The sequence below is a fragment of the Roseococcus sp. GW821-FHT12F05 genome (genome assembly GCF_058806835.1).
The window spans coordinates 1-18,020 of the sequence record NZ_JBXAQB010000016.1; the positions used below are offsets into that span (position 1 = coordinate 1).

Annotated in this window: 18 protein-coding genes and 1 pseudogene; 8 read left to right on the forward strand and 11 right to left on the reverse strand. The window is 69.4% G+C overall.

Translation table 11 applies throughout. The annotated features are described in order from the left end of the window. Positions 1 to 192: 192 nt before the first annotated feature. Positions 193 to 657 (forward strand): annotated as a pseudogene (locus AC1ROY_RS27640) (IS5 family transposase); the annotation flags it as partial. Positions 658 to 720: 63 nt separating this feature from the next. On the opposite strand, the gene ggt reads toward AC1ROY_RS27640, so the two are convergent. Further along, on the reverse strand, positions 721 to 2,379 hold the full coding sequence (gene ggt / locus AC1ROY_RS27645; RefSeq protein ID WP_493152150.1) for a gamma-glutamyltransferase: 1,659 nt from the start codon (positions 2,377 to 2,379) through the stop codon (positions 721 to 723). Between the two features lie 345 nt (positions 2,380 to 2,724). On the opposite strand from ggt, the gene AC1ROY_RS27650 reads away from it, so the two are divergent. Further along, complete coding sequence (locus AC1ROY_RS27650; protein ID WP_493152151.1) at positions 2,725 to 3,528, forward strand: tectonin domain-containing protein; 804 nt, start codon at positions 2,725 to 2,727, stop codon at positions 3,526 to 3,528. Between the two features lie 101 nt (positions 3,529 to 3,629). Continuing rightward, a complete protein-coding gene (locus tag AC1ROY_RS27655) occupies positions 3,630 to 4,868 on the forward strand; it encodes a M20 family metallo-hydrolase (RefSeq protein WP_493152152.1) in 1,239 nt (412 codons plus the stop codon). Here AC1ROY_RS27655 and AC1ROY_RS27660 read toward each other — a convergent pair. The 4 genes from AC1ROY_RS27660 to AC1ROY_RS27675 all read right to left on the reverse strand — a co-directional run bounded on the left by AC1ROY_RS27660 (position 4,865) and on the right by AC1ROY_RS27675 (position 9,250). After that, positions 4,865 to 5,248 (reverse strand): DUF6525 family protein, encoded by a 384-nt coding sequence (locus tag AC1ROY_RS27660; protein WP_493152153.1) that lies wholly within the window; start codon positions 5,246 to 5,248, stop codon positions 4,865 to 4,867. The two genes, AC1ROY_RS27655 and AC1ROY_RS27660, sit on opposite strands and share 4 nt — an antisense overlap. Positions 5,249 to 5,256: 8 nt before the next feature. Then, positions 5,257 to 7,344: a TonB-dependent receptor gene (locus tag AC1ROY_RS27665; protein ID WP_493152154.1), complete on the reverse strand. Its 2,088-nt coding sequence runs from the start codon at positions 7,342 to 7,344 to the stop codon at positions 5,257 to 5,259. Positions 7,345 to 7,409: 65 nt separating this feature from the next. Next, positions 7,410 to 8,474 carry a calcium-binding protein gene (locus AC1ROY_RS27670; protein ID WP_493152155.1) on the reverse strand — a complete coding sequence of 355 codons (1,065 nt, stop codon included), beginning with the start codon at positions 8,472 to 8,474 and terminating at the stop codon, positions 7,410 to 7,412. A gap of 65 nt (positions 8,475 to 8,539) precedes the next feature. Beyond that, a complete protein-coding gene (locus AC1ROY_RS27675) occupies positions 8,540 to 9,250 on the reverse strand; it encodes a maleate cis-trans isomerase family protein (protein WP_493152156.1) in 711 nt (236 codons plus the stop codon). Positions 9,251 to 9,345: 95 nt separating this feature from the next. Here AC1ROY_RS27675 and AC1ROY_RS27680 point away from each other — a divergent pair, with 95 nt between their 5' ends. Genes AC1ROY_RS27680 through AC1ROY_RS27690 form a run of 3 tightly spaced genes read left to right on the forward strand, consistent with a single transcriptional unit; the run spans position 9,346 to position 11,062 of the window. Beyond that, positions 9,346 to 9,762: a rhodanese-like domain-containing protein gene (locus AC1ROY_RS27680; protein WP_493152157.1), complete on the forward strand. Its 417-nt coding sequence runs from the start codon at positions 9,346 to 9,348 to the stop codon at positions 9,760 to 9,762. Between the two features lie 10 nt (positions 9,763 to 9,772). After that, complete coding sequence (locus tag AC1ROY_RS27685) at positions 9,773 to 10,549, forward strand: RMD1 family protein (protein WP_493152158.1); 777 nt, start codon at positions 9,773 to 9,775, stop codon at positions 10,547 to 10,549. A 39-nt stretch (positions 10,550 to 10,588) separates the two neighbouring features. After that, positions 10,589 to 11,062 (forward strand): DUF3237 domain-containing protein, encoded by a 474-nt coding sequence (locus AC1ROY_RS27690; protein WP_493152159.1) that lies wholly within the window; start codon positions 10,589 to 10,591, stop codon positions 11,060 to 11,062. Positions 11,063 to 11,113: 51 nt separating this feature from the next. Here the strand turns inward: AC1ROY_RS27690 and AC1ROY_RS27695 are convergent, their stop codons facing one another. From AC1ROY_RS27695 to AC1ROY_RS27710, 4 genes are all read right to left on the reverse strand, one after another. After that, the gene (locus tag AC1ROY_RS27695; RefSeq protein ID WP_493152160.1) at positions 11,114 to 11,818 is read right to left on the reverse strand and encodes a hypothetical protein; all 705 of its coding nucleotides are present in this window, start codon (positions 11,816 to 11,818) and stop codon (positions 11,114 to 11,116) included. Continuing rightward, entirely contained in the window at positions 11,815 to 13,227 is a 1,413-nt protein-coding gene (locus tag AC1ROY_RS27700; RefSeq protein WP_493152161.1) for a TRAP transporter large permease, read from the reverse strand. The genes AC1ROY_RS27695 and AC1ROY_RS27700 overlap by 4 nt, the downstream gene beginning before the upstream one ends. Before the next feature lie 6 nt (positions 13,228 to 13,233). After that, positions 13,234 to 13,947 (reverse strand): TRAP transporter small permease subunit, encoded by a 714-nt coding sequence (locus AC1ROY_RS27705; protein WP_493152162.1) that lies wholly within the window; start codon positions 13,945 to 13,947, stop codon positions 13,234 to 13,236. A 75-nt stretch (positions 13,948 to 14,022) separates the two neighbouring features. Continuing rightward, positions 14,023 to 15,159: a TRAP transporter substrate-binding protein gene (locus AC1ROY_RS27710; protein WP_493152163.1), complete on the reverse strand. Its 1,137-nt coding sequence runs from the start codon at positions 15,157 to 15,159 to the stop codon at positions 14,023 to 14,025. 151 nt (positions 15,160 to 15,310) lie between these two features. On the opposite strand from AC1ROY_RS27710, the gene AC1ROY_RS27715 reads away from it, so the two are divergent. Further along, positions 15,311 to 15,781 carry a MarR family winged helix-turn-helix transcriptional regulator gene (locus tag AC1ROY_RS27715; protein ID WP_493152164.1) on the forward strand — a complete coding sequence of 157 codons (471 nt, stop codon included), beginning with the start codon at positions 15,311 to 15,313 and terminating at the stop codon, positions 15,779 to 15,781. On the opposite strand, the gene AC1ROY_RS27720 is transcribed toward AC1ROY_RS27715, so the two are convergent. Further along, entirely contained in the window at positions 15,778 to 16,173 is a 396-nt protein-coding gene (locus AC1ROY_RS27720) for a VOC family protein (protein ID WP_493152165.1), read from the reverse strand. The two genes, AC1ROY_RS27715 and AC1ROY_RS27720, sit on opposite strands and share 4 nt — an antisense overlap. Positions 16,174 to 16,273: 100 nt before the next feature. Between AC1ROY_RS27720 and mscL the strand changes: the two genes are divergently transcribed. Beyond that, a complete protein-coding gene (mscL, locus tag AC1ROY_RS27725; protein ID WP_493152166.1) occupies positions 16,274 to 16,744 on the forward strand; it encodes a large conductance mechanosensitive channel protein MscL in 471 nt (156 codons plus the stop codon). A gap of 49 nt (positions 16,745 to 16,793) precedes the next feature. On the opposite strand, the gene acdA is transcribed toward mscL, so the two are convergent. After that, positions 16,794 to 18,020 carry a 3-sulfinopropanoyl-CoA desulfinase gene (acdA, locus tag AC1ROY_RS27730; RefSeq protein WP_493152167.1) on the reverse strand — a complete coding sequence of 409 codons (1,227 nt, stop codon included), beginning with the start codon at positions 18,018 to 18,020 and terminating at the stop codon, positions 16,794 to 16,796.

Here is an 18,020-nt window from a genome sequence, read left to right on the forward strand (position 1 = left end):
TCATCTGCAAATGCTGGACAGCCGAGCCTGAACGATTCAGCCTCGATCCAACCCATCAAATGCCGGGACTAAACACCGCATCTTCGAGGCTGTCTCGCGGGCCTATGACGGCGACCTGCAGATGGTCGATTCCTCCTCGATCCGCGTCCATCAGCATGGTGGCAACGTCAAAAAGGGGGTGCGCACGCCACGCCGGCCACCGCTCGGGACCACGCTCGAGCCCAGTGCATGGGGCGCTCGCGAGGCGGGCTGACGACCAAGATCCACGCGCTGGTCGATGCCAACGGCCTGCCTGTCCTGCTTAAGCTGACCGAGGGACAGGCCCATGATGGCCGTAGTGCCGCCGATATGCTGGGCCATCTCGGACCTGGCCAGATCCTCATGGCCGATCGCGCCTACGACAGTAACACCCTTCGCAGCACCATGGAGGCTCAAGGCGCCTGGGCCAACATCAAACCCATGCCGCGTCGGGTGAACCTCCCCGCCTTCAGCCCCTTCCTCTATCGCTACAGAAATCTCGTCGAGCGCTTCTTCAACAAGATCAAGCACTACCGCGCCGTCGCAACCCGATACGACAAGCTCGCTACCAACTACCTCGCCATCGTCAAACTCGCCGCTACACGCATCTGGCTTCGCGCTTATGAGTCGGTGACCTAGAGCATGATCGCCGCAGGGGGAAATCACCGGAGGCGTGGATCATGCTCTCGAAACAACAGGCTGCTAGGCGCGCCGCGCATCCGGCCAGAACCGCACGCCCTGCCGCGCCGGCCCGCCGCCGATCGCGACCGGCGCGCCGTCCGCCCGCCAGCAGGAGGCGCCTTCCATCAGCCCGTCCTCGTGCCAGCGGATCGCCCCCATGCCGCCCGCCACATGCGGCATGGCCACCGGCTGGTGGCCCATCGCCTCCAGCGCCGCGCGGATCTCCTCCGGGAAGGCGCCCTCCATCTCCACCGGACCGCCCATGGTCCAGAGCCGCGGCGCCTCCACGGCCTCCTGCAACGACATGCCGTGGTCGACCAGGTTCATCACCGCCTGGAAGGTCGAGGCGAAGATGCGCAACCCGCCCGGCAGCCCCAGCGCGGCATAGGGCTTGCCGTCCTTCCGGAGGATCAGCGGCGACATTGAGGTGGTGATGCGCTTGCCTGGCTCGATCGACTGCGCCAGCCCCGGCCGCGGGTCGAAGAGCGCCATGTAGTTGTTCGGGATCAGCCCGCTCTCCGGCAGCATGATCTTCGCCCCGAACAGGCTGTTGATCGTGTGCGTGCAGCAGGCGATTCGCCCCTCGTGGTCGGCCACCGTGATGTGCGTGGTGTTGGCGCTCTCCATCGCCTGGATGCCCGGCGACCAGGCCTTGGCCCGGGCGGTGTCGAGAAAGGCGCGGCGCTCGGCGGCGTAGTCCTTGCTGATGAGCTTCGCCACCGGCACGTCGAGGAAAGCCGGATCGGCGGTCGCGACGGCGCGGTCGGCGAAGGCCATCTTCAGCGCCTCGGCGATGAGGTGCAGCGTGGCCGGCGTGCCGAAGCCGCTGGCGGCGATGTCGTAGGCCTCCAGCAGGTTCAGCATCTGCAGCACGTGCACGCCGCCGGCCGAGGGCGGGGGCGGGCCATAGACCTCGATGCCGCGATAGGTGCCGCGCACCGGCTCGCGACGGATCATGCGGGCGGCCGCCAGGTCGTCGGTCGTGATGATGCCGCCCTTGCGCGCGAGGTCGATGGAGGCGGAGGTGCCGAGGTCGCCCTCGTGCAGTGCGGCCGCGCCCTCCTGGGCCACGGCGCGCAGGCTGTCGGCCAGCGCCTCGTTCACCACGCGCGAGCCGGCGGGGATGGGCTCGCCGTCCTGCAGGAAGATGCGCGAGATGGTGGCGTCCAGCTTCAGGTCGGCGGCGGTCTCGGCGATGCATTCGTGCAGGTAGCCGCTCGCCTCAAAGCCCTTCTCTGCGAGGCGGATGGCCGGCGCGATGACGTCGGCCATGGAGAAGCGGCCGTGCCGTTTCAGTCCGGCCTCCCAGGCGAGGAGGTTGGCCGGCACGGCGACCGAGAGCGCGCCCAGCGTCTGCTTTCGCGGGTCGCGCCTCTCGAACATCTCGGGCCGCGAGTTGAGGGGGCAGGTGGCCATGCCGTCCAGCACTTCATGCGTGCCGTCGGGCAGGGCGACGTGCATGAGGCCGCCGCCGAACATGCCGACCATCATCGGCTCGCAGACGGTGAGCGCGAGGATGGCGGCGACCGCGGCGTCCACCGCATTGCCGCCCTCGGCCAGCATTTGCGCGCCGGCGGCGCTGGCGGCGGGGTGGTTGGTGACCACCATGCCGCGCGCGCCTGTCGCGGGCTGCTTCTGGGGGGTGAAGGTGGTGCCCGCGCGGGCGCGCCATGTCGTCATGCCCACGAGGCTCGCGCGATGCGGGCCGGGCGGCAAGACGTTGCGAGAGCCATGCAGCGCTGACCCGGCGGAGCCGGCTGGCGATAGCCTCGGCGCGGGAACAGGCAGGCCTATGCCGACGGATCGCCATGGGAACGCTTGCTCCACCGGCTCGGCCAGCGCGCGCGACGGCCATTTCGGGGGCTCGCGGCAAGGTGCCAAATCACATCTCTGGGGATTTGCAATATTCCAAAGAATATTATTCCAATTTTCGGTTTCGTTGAAGTGATGTAAATTCGGCCATGAAAACGCCAAAGAAATGCCGCAGTAAGCGGCACAGCTTCGAGAATGTCACGAGGCCTTCCGATGCAAGACCACACCCCCGTCCCGAATCAAGTGACGCAAATCCTCAAGCGCCGTTTTCTTCTGGTCGCGCCCCTTGCCCTGCCTATGCTGGCGACGGCTCGGCGGGCCCGGGCCCAGAACGTTACTTGGTTGCAATATCCGGGGAGCGCGCAGGACATCGGCGCCGGCGGCGGCAAGGTTTGCGTCATCGGCCGCAACCGCAGCGGGGATGGCTACGGCATCTTCCGCTGGAACGGCCGCGCCACCGGCGATGTCTGGGACTCCTTTCCGGGCGGCGGCGTCAACGTCGCCGTGGATGGCAGCGGCAATCCCTGGGTCACGACGGCGAGCAACGGCATCTACCGCTGGAACGGCAGCGCCTGGGACCGGCTTCCGGGCGCCGCGCGTGACATCGCGGCCGGTGGCGGCAAGATCTTCGTGGTGGGGAACATCTCGGTGCCGGGCGGGTTCAGCATCCATCGCTGGAACGGCAATGGCTGGGACAGGCTTCCGGGTGGCGCGGTGCGCATCGCCGCGGACGACACGGGCGCGCCCTGGCTGGTGAACGACCAGGGCAAGGTCTACCTCTGGGCCAGCAACCGTTTCGATCAGGTGCCAGGGGATGCCAGGGACATCGGCGCCGGCGGCGGCGAGGTCTATGCCATCGGGACCAACGCCGTGCTCGGGGGCTATGGCATCTGCCGCTGGGCCGGCGTGGGTGCCCGGCCATGGCAGAACATTCCCGGCGGCGCCGTGCGCGTGGCCGCCGACGGCCAGGGCAAGCCCTGGGTCGTGAACGACAGCGGGAACATCTACCGGGGCTGACCTGCATCGCCGCCGAGCAGATTTGGCCGTGCGGCCTTCACCTCCGCCCGTTTGCCGGCACTATGGCCTGGCGAGCTGCTCCGCTCGCCGGAGACCATGGCATGAGCCTTCCCTTCTCGCCCGACCGCTTCTGGCAGAGCCTCGAACAGATGGCCGCCATCGGCGCCACGCCCGAGGGCGGCGTCCGGAGGCTGGCCCTCTCGGCCGAGGATTCCGCGGCGCGGGCGCTGTTGCGGGACTGGGCGCTGACGGTGGGCTGCGAGGTCACGGTGGACCGGCTCGGCAGCATGTACCTCTCCTATGCCGGCACGGATCCGGAGGCCGCGCCGGTCGCGGTCGGCAGCCATCTCGACAGCGTGCCGACCGGCGGAAAGTACGATGGCCCTTACGGCGTTCTGCTCGGGCTGGAGATCGTGCGCGCCCTGCAGGAGGCAGGACGGCGCACCCGGGCGCCGATCACCGTGGTGAACTGGACCAATGAGGAGGGCTCGCGCTTCAGCCCGTCGATGTCGGCGAGCGGTGGGGCGATGGGCATCCTCGACGAGGCGACGGTGCTGGCCGCGCCCGACAATTTCGATCCCTCGATCACCTATGGCGACGCGCTGGAGGCCACCGGCTGGGCCGGCACCGCCGATCCGGCGATGGCCCAGAAATTCGCCGCCTATTACGAGGCCCATATCGAGCAGGGGCCGATCCTAGAGCGGGAGGGCATCCCCATCGGCATCGTCACCCATTGCATCGGGGTCGAGCAGTGGACCGTCACCGTCACGGGCCGTGACGGCCACGTCGGCTCGCCCATGGCGGGACGGCAGGATGCGCTGGCGGCGGCGTCGGAACTTGTGCTGGCCCTGGAGCGCGTGGCGATCGCGACCGGCGGCATGGCCACGGCCACGCGGCTGCTGGCCCTGGAGCCTGATGCGCGCGGTAACATCCCGTCCCTGGCGCGCTTTGCGGCGAACATCCGCCACCCCGACGCGGACGGAAACGCCCGGATGACGGCCGCTCTCCAGGAGGCTGTCGCCGAGATGACCGTGCGCCGCGGCGTCCAGGTCGAGATCGAGCGCGTCGGCGGCTATCCGCGCGTTCCCTTCGCGCCGAAGCTGCTGGATTCCCTGCGGCGCGCAGCCGATGCCGCGCAGCTCCGGCATCGCGACCTGCCCGGGCCCATTCCGCAGGACGCCCTGCATGTGGGCCTCGTGGTGCCATCGGCGCTGATGTTCATCCCCTGCCACGGCGGCGTCAGCCACCATCCCGCCGAGAGCATTTCCCGCGAGTGGTGCGCGGCCGGCCTTGCCGCCATGGGACCCGCCGTGATCGAGGCGGCGGGCGGCATCGCCTAACCCGCTGGCCCCGGTGACTTGGTCCGGGAGGTCGCCTTCATCCCGCCCGCCGCGTAGCGGAGGATGGAGGCCTGGGCGGCGACATGCGGAAGGGTATCGCCCCATCGCCGGGAATAGGCCGTGGCGAAGGCCTCGAGTTCCAGCCTTTCGCAGATGTGGAGGTGGTGGAGCAGTCGCTTCATGCCGCGCGTGCTGCTGGCGGTCTGTCGCCGGAAGATCTTCCAGAGGATCAGCGCATTGACCGCCCAGGCGTCATAGGCGTGCTCGTGCAGGCGCCGGCGGATGAGGGGCGGCAGGGAATCGAAGGCTGCCCAGTCATCGCCGTCGAAGCGCCGCCAGATCTGCGGGCGCTCCGTCACGTCGTTGACGCCGAAACGCATCACGGCCGTTAGAAGGTGAAAGTCGCCAGCAGTCGCACGGCGCGCCCCGGCAGCAGCACCTCGTCCTTCTTGAAGGAGGCCGAGTTGCGCATGTCGGAGTCCAGCAGGTTGGTGCCGATGACCGAGAAGTTGACCGCCCGCGTCCCGCCCAGCTGCCGCGTGTAGCCGACGCGGAGATTCAGCAGGTCGTAGCCGTTGGTGCGGGTCTCGTTCTCGCCGGTGCGGGTCTGGTCGAAGGCGTGCAGGTAGTCGAGGGCGGCCTGCCAGGTGGGGCTGCGCCACCAGATCCCGGCGCCCAGCCGGTGCGGCGGGATGCGCGGCACGTTGCCGGCACCATTGGCGAATTCGGCCCGCACGAAGTCATAGCGCCCCGAGACGCCGAAGGTGCCGTTGCCCAGCTGCATCACGTCCTGCTCCGCGCGCCCCTCGAAGCCGTAGAAGGTGGCGTCGCGCTGGCCATAGGCGACCTGGCGGAACTCGCCGCCGGGACCCGAGGCGCAGGACGAGAATTCCTCGCCGCAGGTGTTGCCCGTGAGCGCGCGGTAGATGAAGCCGTTGAAGCGCGAGTAATAGGCGCTGGTGTCGAAGCGGAAGGCGCCCGTCGTGCGGGAAAGCCCGAGCTCGGCGGTCGTGGCCGCCTCCTTGCGCAGGTTGGGGTCGCCGACGTCGAAGGTGCCGGAGGCATCATGCGCGCCGCGGGAGAAGAGCTCGGCGGCGCTCGGCGCGCGCTGCACGTATTGCGCCGTGGCGCGGGCCTGCATGGCCCAGGGCAGGTCTCGCAGCAGGCCGAGGCTGAAGCTCGCGGGCATGAAGTCGCGGCGGCGCGAGGCGTTCTCCAGCTCCTGCTCCGCGTCGAGCGGGAGGTTGCCCGCCGGGAAGGCCGCGGTGGAGCCCGCGATATTGACGAATTCCAGGCGAGCCGCCGCCTGCAGCCGCCAGACGGGGGAGAGCTTCAGCTCCTCGAAGACGTAGCCGGCGGTGCGGCTGGTCCGGGCGGGTGGGAGGAACTCGAAGAACTCGCCCGTCGTGCGCAGATTCTCCTGCTCGTAGGAGAAGCCGAAGGTGCCGTTCAGCTCGCCGAACCGGGTGGAGACCGGCATGTGCTGGAGCTCCAGCCGGCCGTCCCAGGAGTTGTTGCGGAAGCCGCCATGGACGTGCCGGCTGCCGACATCCACCGTCCCGTCCTCGGCCAGATCGGCGCCGAGCTCCTCGTGCCGGTAGGTCGTGTAGCCGAGCCAGAAGTTCACGCTGCGGATGGGTCCCGAGCCCGGCCGGTACTCGCCGCGGCTGGCCCAGCGCACCTGCTCCATGCGGATGGTGGTGCCGACCACGGCATCGATGTTGCCGGGGATGCCGTAGGTGCTGTTGAAGCGCGACACCGAGGTGCCGACGAAGCCCTGGTCGAAGAAGTAGCTGAGGCCGACCGCCCCGCCGTCGGTCCTGACGCCGGTATTGGCCTGCCGGCGGCCGCCGGGGATGCTGTAGTCGCCGTCGTGGCGGCCGAAGAGGTCGCCATGCATGACGAAGTTGCCGGCGCGGACGTCGGTGCTGGCGGTGCCGTCCCAGCCGCGGCTGCCGCTGTTCCAGCCGCCGGAGACGCGGCCCTTCGCGACCTGGTCGGGCAGGCTGGTGGGGATGCGGTTGTTGATGACGTTCACCACGCCGCCGATCGCCTGGGATCCCCAGCGCAGCGAGGCCGGGCCGCGAATGACCTCGATCCGCTCGGCGGTCAGCGGGTCCAGCGGGACGGCGTGGTCCTCGCCATAGGCGGAGACGTCGCCGGCGCCGAAGCCGTTCTCCTGCAGGCGCACGCGGAAGTTGTCGAGGCCGCGGATGATGGGGCGGCTGGCGCCGGGGGCGAAGGTGGTGGCGGTGAGGCCCGGCTCGTCGCGCATCACGTCGCCGAGGGAGCGGGCCGGAGAGTCCGCGATGCGCGCCTGGTCGAGGGTGGTGACGGGCACGAAGCTGCCGGGCTGGTCGCCCGCGATGGGGCTCGCGGTTACCGACATCTGCGGCAGGGCGATGGGATCCGAGGTCTGGGCATGGGCAGCCGGGGGCAGGAGGCCGGCGAGAATCCAGATCGGGGAGAGGCGCATGACATGACCCTTGAGGCGTTCAAGGGATATGTAATGCTATAACATCTTCGATGACAATCCGGACGCTATAACATCCAGTCGGATGATGCCGTCACGAGGGCGTGTGCGTCCAGATGAGTGGCCTGCGGTGTGGCGAGGATCTCTTCCGCCACGGTTTCGGCGGGCGTTCCGCCTTCCAGCTCGTCGAGCCAGTGCAGGAAGCTGTCCCGGTCCGGAGCAGTCCCGAGGGCCAGATCGCAGAGCCGGGTGAGCAGCGCCGCCTCGGCATCCGGCAGCCAGACGGGCTGGTCGAGCCGTCCTTCGCGCGGCGCGTCGAGCGCGGCCTGGACGCGGAGCTGCACCGCCTCGCCGGCGCCGGCCGCGAGACGCCCCGCCAGCGCTTCGGCCGAGCCGCCGACCTGCAGCGTGGCCGCCTCGCGGATCATCTCCATTGCGGAGGGAGCATGGCCCGTCGCGGCCAGGTAGAGGCGCTGCACCAGCGCGGCCGGATCGCCGGCGGTCAGGATCCAGTCGCCGTCGCGCAGGTCGACGACCTCGATCCCGTCATACTGGTCCTCGCCATCCTCCAGGCTGATCCGCTGGAAGCGGGTGTCCAGGCTGACCTCGGCGCGCATCCGATCGTAGCGGATCGTGTCATGGCCGGCGCCGCCGTAGAGCAGGTCGCGACCCGGGCCGCCCACCAGGATGTCGTCGCCGGCCAGCCCGTCGAGCCGGTCGTCGCCGGGGCCGCCGAGGAGCCGGTCGCCATGGCTGGTGCCGGTGACGCGGATGGCGAGGGGGCCGAGGCTCTCCACGAGGATCCGCTCCTCGGGTGGAGGGGCTGGGGGCGTGGGCCGGTGCAGGGCCATCGGCGGGGGCGTGATGATCTCGGTCGGTCCGGCGGCCTCCGGCGCGGCAGACGGCACCAGCGAGGAAGCGGGGACAGCGGCGTGCGCTTCCGGCTCTTCGATGGGCAGCTCGCTCACCAGGAAGAGGGCGGGCTCAGGAGCAGGACCGTCGGGCAGGCCCGGGAAGCGGGGGGCCGGCGCGAAGCTCCCGGCCTCTCCCGACACGGTGAAGATGCGCCCTTCCGCTTCGCCCCCGCTGCCCAGGATCGGCTTGACGAGGCGGGGCAGGAGCGGCGCGTTCATGGGCTGACAATAGGTAAAGGTCGCCTTAACCGTCAAATCATTTTTTAGACTTCGCTCATGATTGATTACCGATGCTGGAAGATGCGACCGCCCGGAAGCTCCGCCATCCCGCCCGCCGAGCGCAGCGCGCCCCAGACCGAGACGGCCACCGAATCCAGCACCATCGGCCCCAGCCGCGCCTCCAGCGCCGGCGCGCCCGGGAGCCCGCGGAAATTGGTGCAATGGATGATCACCGCCTCCGTCGGCGCCTCGGCCACCGCCGCCCGCACGAGTTCGTCGACGGTTCCGGCGGCGTGCAGGGCGAAGCTGTAGTTGCCGGGATCCTCCAGGTGCCGCTCGGCGGTGACCTGGAATCCCTCGCGCTCCAGATTGGCGGTGATCGCTTCCTGCACATCGGCGAGATAGGGCGTCACCAGCGCCACGCGCCGGGTGCCCGCGAGGCGCAGCGCATCGCGCAGGGACAGCGTCGCCGTCGTCGCCGGAATCCCGGTCCGCTCCGTGATGGCGGCGCAGAGCGCCTCGTCCTGCGCGAAGCCCAGCCAGCTTCCCGAGGTGCCGGCCCAGCAGATGGAATTCACCTTCGCATCGGCCAGCAGCTCGGCCGCGGCGAGGACCGGCGCCGTGTCGAACTGGCTGTTCGCGGCGGCGCCCAGGTTGATCGCCAGCACGCGGAACCGCGCGAAGTGCGCGGTGATCCCTGGGTGGTCGCGCAGCAGCGCCGCGATCATCGGCTCCAGCACCGTGTTGGAGGAGGGAGTCAAAAAGCCCAGTCGCATGCATCCTCCGAAATCCATCGCGAATCCATGAGCCTGCATTGCCCCGGCGCGTCAGCGGCACCATTCTTCGGGTTCCGTTGCCAGAGGAGCAAGCCATGCCCGGTGTGCCCGATATTTCGCCCGCCGATGCCTGGGCCGCCCTGGAATCCGATCCCAACGCCGTCCTGGTGGATGTGCGCACGGATGCCGAGTGGAATTTCGTGGGCGTCCCCGACCTGTCCCCGATCGGCAAGCAGGTGGTGCTGATCCCCTGGCAGGTCTTCCCGGGCATGCAGCTCAACGGCCATTTCACCGAGCATCTGCGCAAGGCCGGCGTCACCGCCGACAGTCAGGTCTACTACCTCTGCCGCTCCGGTGCGCGGAGCCTGGCGGCCGGACAGGCGGCGCAGGCGGCGGGCTTCCCGCACGCCTTCAACGTGGCCGACGGCTTCGAGGGTCCGGTGGACGGCGAGGGCCATCGCGGCCAGATCGCCGGCTGGAAGGCGAGCGACCTGCCCTGGCGCCAGCGCTGACCCGACCCTGTTGAGCGCGCCGCGGATCCAGGCCCAGGCCCTGTTGCTGGGCGAGCGCCTGGAGCTCCGCGGCCTCGCCCGCGCCGCCGGCAGCGGCACCGATCCCGTCCTGCTGCGGGAGGCGCCCGGCCTCGCCGCCTTTGCCTTCCGCTGGGGCGCGGTGGTGCTCTTCGGCGCCACCGAGGTGGAGCGCGACGCCCTGCTGCTGACGCTGCGCGAGCGGATCTCCTCGCCGCTCGACCGTCCCGTTGAGGAGAAGGCCTGGATTGCCGATGGCGCCGAGCGCGACGAGGTGGCCGAGGGCGGCGAGGTCCAGCTCATGAACCTCGCGCCGCCGCGGCTCGCGCTCGTGGCCGAGGCGCTGGCCAAGAGCGCTGCGCTCACCCACCAGGAGGGGGAACTCGCCCGCACGCTGGACGGGATGGACCCGGTGGTGACCCGGCTGCGCCGAAGGGGCCGCCTCGCCATCTTCTCGCGGGGGCTGATGCGGGCGATCGGCGACGCGCTGGCCGCGCGCAGTTATGCGACCGCGCGCGTGCAGGTGGGCGATCGGCCGGAGACGCTGTGGGAGCACCCAGAGCTGGAGCGGCTGCACCAGCGCCTGGCCGAGGAGTTCGAGCTGGCCGGCCGCTCCGCCGCGCTCGACGCCAAGCTCGTGGTGATCGGCGAGACGATGCAGACGCTTCTCCTGCTGATCCAGGGCCAGCGCTCGCAGGTGCTGGAGATCGCCGTCGCCCTCTTCATCGGCATCGAGGCATTGGCGACGCTCTATGGATTGCTGCACTAGCGCCGGCCGGGCATCCTTCCGATCCCAGGAGGAAAACATATGCCCGATCTTCTGCCGCTCGTCAGCGAGCATCTCTTCACCATGGAACTGGCCGTCGGCACGCCGCAGATGGTCGGCAAGGGGCCGGATGGGATGGACCTGCGCATCGTCCCGGTCACCGGCGGAACGGTCACCGGCCCGAAGCTGCAGGGTGAGGTGCTGGCCGGCACGGCGGCGGACTGGCTGCGCGTCGAGGCCGACGGCACCGCGCATATGGACGTGCGGCTGACGATCAAGGCGGCCTCGGGGAGCCTGGTCTACGCGCAGTACACGGGCGTGCGCACGGCGGCGCCCGAAGTGCTGGCGCGGCTCAATGCGGGCGAGCCGGTGCCGCCTTCGGACTACTACTTCCGGGTGGCGATCCGCTTCACGACGGGCGCGGCCGACCTCGCCTGGATGAACCGGGTGGTCGCGGTCGGCGTGGGCCAGCGTCCGCCGACGGGCCCGCGCTACGACGTCTACGCGATCCGCTAAGTGCCTGGGTCCAGGGCCTAAAGCCCTGGCGGGGGGGCAGCGCCCCCCGCATCAACCGAGGGTAATGGAGATCCGTCCCACGGGCGGGATCGCCGCCGCCCATTTCGTGCCGGCGATGGGCGGCGATCCCGTCGCCAGCCCGGCCACGACCAGCACGGCACCGGCCGGCAGCCCGCCCCATTTCGAGGCGGCCGCGCCGGCCTGCCGCATCAGCGCCGCCAGCGGCGCCCGCAGCGGGCGCGGTCGATCGCCAGTCAGGCCGATCCGGGCCTCGCTTTCCTCGGGCAGCGCACCGATCCAGCGCTTGCCGACCATCACGAGCCCGAGCCCGCCGAGATCGGCCACCTGTTGCGCGGCATCGACCTGCGGCGCGGCATAGCGGCTCGCAGCGATGTCGATCACGGGGTGGAAGGCGGAGAAGACGGGCAGCCCGTCCGCCAGCGGTTCCGCCAGCACGCCGAGGATTCCGGCGGAGATGCGCGCGTGCCGCAGCGACGCCATCGCGACCGGCGTGCCCGCGCGCAGCATGCGCGGCTCCAGCATCGGCGCGGAGAGCAGCGTCAGTCCGTCCGGCCCCGGCGCGAGCCGCACGCCGCAGACGGGCAGGGCCAGGGCCTCGACCAGCCCGGCGGTGATGGCCTCGCCGGCCGCGATATCGACGGGGGCGAGCCCGGCGGGGAAGGGCGCGAGGGGATCGCCGGAGGTCCAGGCTTCCGCCAGGAATTGCGCCGCTCGCGCGGCGGGGGTCTCACTCATTGAAGCGGGGGCAATTCGGGCATCTCTTCTTCCTGGAAGCCGCCCACGGGTGGCGCATCCATCTGGATGGCCGGCGGGCCGGACTGTCCCCCATACAGCTTATCGGGCAGCCAGGTCACGATGCCGGGGAAGACGTAGACCATCAGCATGGTGAAGACGACGATGTAGATGAAGGGCATGCAGCCCTTGAAGATGTCCTCGATCCGCACGTGCTTCGGCGCCACGCCCTTGAGGTAGAAGGCGGCCATGGCGACGGGCGGGGACAGGAAGCTCGTCTGCAGGTTGAGCGCGATGAGGACGCCGAAGAACATCGGGTCCACGCCGAAATCGTCGAGCAGTGGCAGGAAGATCGGCACGAAGATCACGATGATCTCCGTCCATTCCAGCGGCCAGCCGAGCACGAAGACGATGGCCTGGGCCAGCAGCATGAAGGTGAAGGTGTTGAGCGGCAGCGACTTGACGAATTCCTCCACCACCGACTGCCCGCCGAGATAGCCGAAGACCGAGCTGAAGATGTAGGAGCCGACGAAGAGCCAGCAGACCATGGCGCTGGTGCGCGCGGTGAGGAAGACGCTCTCCTTCAGCTTTTCAAACGAGAAGGAGCGGTAGGCGACGGCGAGGATAATGGAGCCGAGGCTGCCCATGGCCGCGGCTTCGGAGGGCGTAGCGAGGCCCATCAGGATCGCGCCCAGCACCATGGCGATGAGCAGCGCGAGCGGGAAGAAGCTGGTCAGCAATGCCCAGAGCAGCTTGAAGAACGGGACCTTCACCTCGTCCGGCGGCAGGCGCGGCGCGACGCTGGGCTTCACGATCGCAAGGCCGATCACGTAGAGGATGTAGAGGCCGGCCAGCATGAGGCCCGGCAGGAAGGCGGCCGCATAGAGCTGCACCACCGAGACGCCGGCCGTCGCGCCGTAGAGGATCAGCATGATCGAGGGCGGGATCAGGATGCCGAGGCAGCCGCCCGCGCAGACCACGCCGGCCGCGAGCTTCGGGTCGTAGCCCGCGCGCAGCATGGCCGGGAAGGCGAGCAGGCCCATCAGCGTCACGACAGCGCCCACGATGCCGGTGGCGGTGGCGAAGAGCGCGCAGGTGGCGAGCGTGGCGACCGCGAGGCTGCCCGGGATGTTGCCGGAGGCCATCTGCAGCGAGCGGAACAGCCGGTCCAGGATATTCGCGCGCTCGATGATGTAGCCCATGAAGACGAAGAGCGGCACGGAGATCAGCACGTCGCTGCTCATCACCGCATAGGTGCGCTGGATCAGCAGGTCGAAGACCCGGTCGCCCATGCCGAGGAAGCCGAAGAACAGCCCCATCGCCATCAGCGTGAAGGCGATCGGGAAGCCCAGCAGGATGAAGAAGAGGAAGAGGAGGAGCTGCGTCAGGCCGAGGCCGGCATCGGAGATCATCTGGCGTCAGTGTCCCTTGTGGAGCACGGCGTCGCCCTGGGCGAGCTCGCGCGCGAGCTCCTCCGGGGACTTCTCGGCGGCCTTGGCGAGAATGATCTGATCGAGTTCCTCCACGTCGGAGAGGCGCTGCGGCCATTCGCCGGCGCGGATGCAGCGCACGCAGCGCACCACCTCGACGAGGCCCTGCAGCAGGAGGAGAAAGCCGACGATGGGGATGATGCCCTTGAAGGGCCAGATGATCGGGCCGGAGGGCGAGAACATGCTGTGCTCGTTCTGCATCCGGCTCAGCTCGAAGAAGTGGAAGCCGGCGACCATGAAGGCGAAGATCGCGGGGAAGAAGAACAGGATGTAGAGCAGCAGGTCGAGCATGGCCTGCCGCCGCGCAGACATCATCCGGTAGAGGAAGTCGCCGCGGACATGCCCGTTCCGGCTCAGCGCATAGGCGCCGGCGAACATGAACAGGATGCCGTAGAGCATGTACTGGCTGTCATAGCCCCAGTTGGTCGGCGCGGCGAAGAATTTGCGGGCGATGACCTCGTAGGTGATGGCGAAGGTCAGCAGCAGGATGGACCAGGCGAAGGTCTGGCCGATGATCGTGGAGAGCTTGTCCACCGCCAGCAGCACGCGGCCCACCAGCGCGCTGCCTGCGAAGGCGATGCCGACGATCAGCGCGGCGACCACAAGGCACGCCAACCCGATGACGAAGATGCTGTCGGTCAAGTTCCCCGCCCCCTGTTTGGCAGCAAATTGGCCCGGGGATTGCCCCCGGGCCATGTCAGCGTAATCGGAACGAGCTCAGCGCTGGGCGAAAAAGTGGTTGTAGGAGACCACCGGGCTGACCGTGTAGCGCAGGTAGAAGTTGCCCACGCGGCGGCACCAGTCGCGCTGGCTGTCGCAGATCTTCTTGAAGAGCGGGCCGTTGACGGGCGCGCTGTTGTCGCCCTCCATCTTGGCGATCACGCGGTCCCAGGCCTGGAGCTGCGCGTCGAGGATGGGCCGCGGCGTCTGGCGCACGTTGACGCCCTGGGTCTGCGCCATGGCGAGCAGGTCGCGCGAGTAGCGGTCCTGCGACTTCCACGACATGTCCGCGGACGCGGCCTCGGCGGAGATGCGCAGGATGGCCTGCTGCTCGGCGGGAAGGGCCTCGATCTTGGGCCGGTTCCAGAGGATCTCGAAGCACTCCACCGCCTGGTGGTAGCTCTGGATGTAGAAGTTCTTGGCGACGTCGGGGAAGCCGAGCACGCGGTCCGAGGAGGGGTTGTTGAACTCGGCCGCGTCGATGACGCCGCGCTCCAGCGCGGGCACGATCTCGCCGCCCGGCAGCGCCACCACGGCCGCGCCCATCTCCTGGAAGAGGTCGGTCGCGAGGCCGACGGTGCGATAGCGCAGGCCGCGGATCTGGTCGGCGCGCTCGATCGGGTTGCGGAACCAGCCGAGCGGCTGCGTCGGCATCGGCGCCGACATGAAGCCCACGACATTGAGGCGCAACACGTCGTGCAGCAGCTCCTTGTAGAGCGCCTCGCCGCCGCCGTAGTAGAACCAGCCGAGCATCTGGTTGGCGTCGCCGAACCAGGGCGGCGTGGTGCCGAAGAGGCTGAAGGCCTTGTTGCGGCCGAACCAGTAGGCCGAGACGCCGTGGCCGCCGTCGAGCGTGCCGGTGTGCACGGCGTCCATGAGCTGGAAGGCGCCGACCACGGCGCCGGCGGCGAGCAGCTCGACGCGCAGGCGGTTGCCGGCCAGGCTGTTCACGCGCGTCACGTAGTCCTGGGCGAACTCATGGAAGATGTCGCGCTGCGGCCAGGTGGACTGGAAGCGCAGCGTCATGGTCTGCGCGCGGCTGACATTGGGCGTCGCCAGAACCGCCGCGCCCGTGGCGGCGACCGCGGACGCCTTCAGCAGGCCGCGACGGCCGCCGATCTTGGAATCGGACATCAATCTCTCCCGTGTTTTTCGCACCGCTCGGACGGCGGGTCGCTTCCGGAATAAAGAAACGTCAATCCCGGCGCAATGGTCGTTTTCCATGCTTCTTTTCTTGACTTTGGACAGCGCGGCGGGCGACGAAGTGCATGGAAACCCGGGATTCATGAGCGAAATCTGCGACGAAGCCGAGCCTTTGGAGCAGCCCCGGGACAGGGCCATGTACCGGCTTGACGCCTCGGCGGGACACCTCCTGCGGCGCGCGCATCAGCGCTACCAGTCCATGTTCCAGGAATGCGCGGCGGGGCTGGGCCTGACAGGGCCGCAATTCGCGACGCTGGTGCGGCTCTCGGAGCTGGGGCGCGCCACGCAGAATCACCTGGGGCGGCTGGCCGCCATGGATTCCGCGACGGTGCAAGGCGTGGTGCGCCGGCTCATCGACCGCGGCCTCATCCGCACGGCGGCCGACCCGATGGACCGCCGCATGCGCGTGCTCACCATCACGCCCGAGGGCGAGGCGCTGCTGCGCGAGGCCCAGGAAGCCGGCCAGCGCGCGAACGAGGCGCTGATGGCCGCGCTGACGCCGGCCGAGCGCGCGAGCCTGCTGGCGCTGCTGCAGCGGCTGTCGGAAGGCTAGCCCGGCCAGTCCGGCCGCTCGAAGCGCTGGACTTCGAGCGTGTAGCCGGCCGGGTCGCGGAAGAAGAAATGCGTGATGCCGTGCGCGTCCGAATAGGCCGGCGGCGGCACGTCCATTCCCTTGCCGGTCAGGAAGGCGTGCCAGGCCTCAACCTCCTGCGTCACCAGCGTGAACATCACGCCGCCGGTGATGCGCGGATCGTCCGAGAGGCGCGAGCCGCGGGCCCGGCAGATGCCGAGATGCGCGCGGCCGCCATCGACGCGGTAGATGCGCACCATGCCCTGGTCCTGGATGAGGGGCAGCTCGAGCACCTCCTCATAGAAGCGCCAGGAGGCCTCGGCGTCCTCGGCGTAAAGGAAGGTGATCTGCTGGTCGATCGGCGGGCGGGTCATTCTCGCGTCATGCCTGCGGGCGAGCGGCGAAGCAAATCAATTGCTTGCGCCGGTCACGGCCCATCCGCTGGAATGGGCCAAACCTGCACGGAGACGCGCCATGCAAGCGCCCATCAACATCCCCCAGCCACAATGGCTGAAGGACTTCAAAGCCTTCATCATGCGGGGCAACGTCATCGACCTCGCGGTGGGCTTGGTGATCGGCGCGGCCTTCACCGCGGTCGTCAGCTCGATGGTGGAGGACCTGCTCAACCCGCTGCTCGGCCTGCTGCTGGGCGGGATCGACTTCTCGAATCTTTTCCTCGTCATCGTGGGCGAGCGGCGGCCGACGCTGGAGGCCACGCGCGAGGGCGGTGCGGCGGTGCTGGCCATCGGCCGCTTCATCAACGCGATCATCAAGTTCGTGATCGTGGGCTTCGCCGTCTTCTGGCTGATCAAGGTGCTGACGCGCATCGGGCTGGAGGCCGGCAAGAAAGCCGGCCCGCCCGCGCAGGAGGTGCTCCTGCGCGAGATCCGCGACGAGCTGCGCCTGCAGAACGAGAAGAGCAGCGGGGCGCCTCCCGCGGGATGACCGGAGGCGCGAAGGCGCCGGAGGTCTGAAGCCCGCGGGCAAAAAGCTCCTACTCCGCCGCCAGCTTAGCGCCCTCGTCCATCGCCAGTTTCAGCATGCCGTCGCGCGTCTGCGGCAGCTTGCGGCCGAGCAACTGCTCGGCCACCTGGTTGCGCAGGATCTGCGCGGTGCCGCCGGCGATGGGGAACATCCGCGCGTCGCGCACGGCGCGCTCCATCGGGTTCTCGCGCGAATAGCCGGCCGCGCCCCAGAGCTGCAGCGCGGCGTTGGTGACCTCGACGGCGCTGTCGGCGGCCAGCACCTTCGCGCGGGCGGCCATCAGCCGGTCGGGGAAGCCGTTCGGGCCGGCCGAGGCCGCGGCCTGCCAGATGAGCGCGCGGCTCGCCTCCAGCTTGATGGACATGTCGGCCAGCATCCAGCCGAGGCCCTGGAACTCCGCGATGGGACGGCCGAACTGGCGGCGCTTCTGCACGAAACCCAGCGCATGGTCGTAGGCGCCGGTGGCGATGCCGAGCGCCGCCGTGGCCGCGCCGACACGCTGGCCGTTATAGGCGTCCATCAGCTTGCCGAAGCCGCGCTTGAAGCCGCCCGGCGCGCGCAGGACCATGGTGTCCGGCACTTCGAGCTCGGAAAAGTGCAGTTCCGCCTCGGGCATGCCGCAGAGGCCCATGGAAGGGATGCGCCGCTTCACGATCAGCTGCGCCGGATCGTTCTCGCCGTTGCGCACGACCAGGAAGCCGCCGATGCCCTGCTCGACGCCGTCCTCGATGGCGCGGGCGAAGATCAAGTGCAGGCGCGAGACGCCGCCGCCGGTGATCCAGTGCTTCACGCCGTTGATGACCCAGGTGTCGCCCTTGCGGACGGCGGTGGTGGTCATCTCGCCGGCCGCGGAGCCGGCCTCGGGCTCGGTGATGCAGATGGCGGGCTTGTCGCCGGCCAGGACCAGCTCGGCGGCGATGCGCTTCTGCGCCGGCGTGCCGTAGGCCATGACGGCGCCGACCGCGCCCATGTTCGCCTCGACGGCGATGCGGCCGCAGACGGCGCAGGCCTTGGCCATCTCCTCCACGACGAGCACCGCATCGAGATAGGTGCCGCCCTGGCCGCCCCATTCGCGCGGGATGGTCAGGCCCATGAAACCATTTTCGGTCATGCGGCGGACCATGGGCCAGGGATATTGCAGGCTGCGGTCCGTCTCGGCGGCCTGGGCGGCCGCCTCCTGCGCGAGCTCGCGGGCGTTATCGCGCAAGCGCGCCTGCGCGTCGGTCAGCGTGAACAT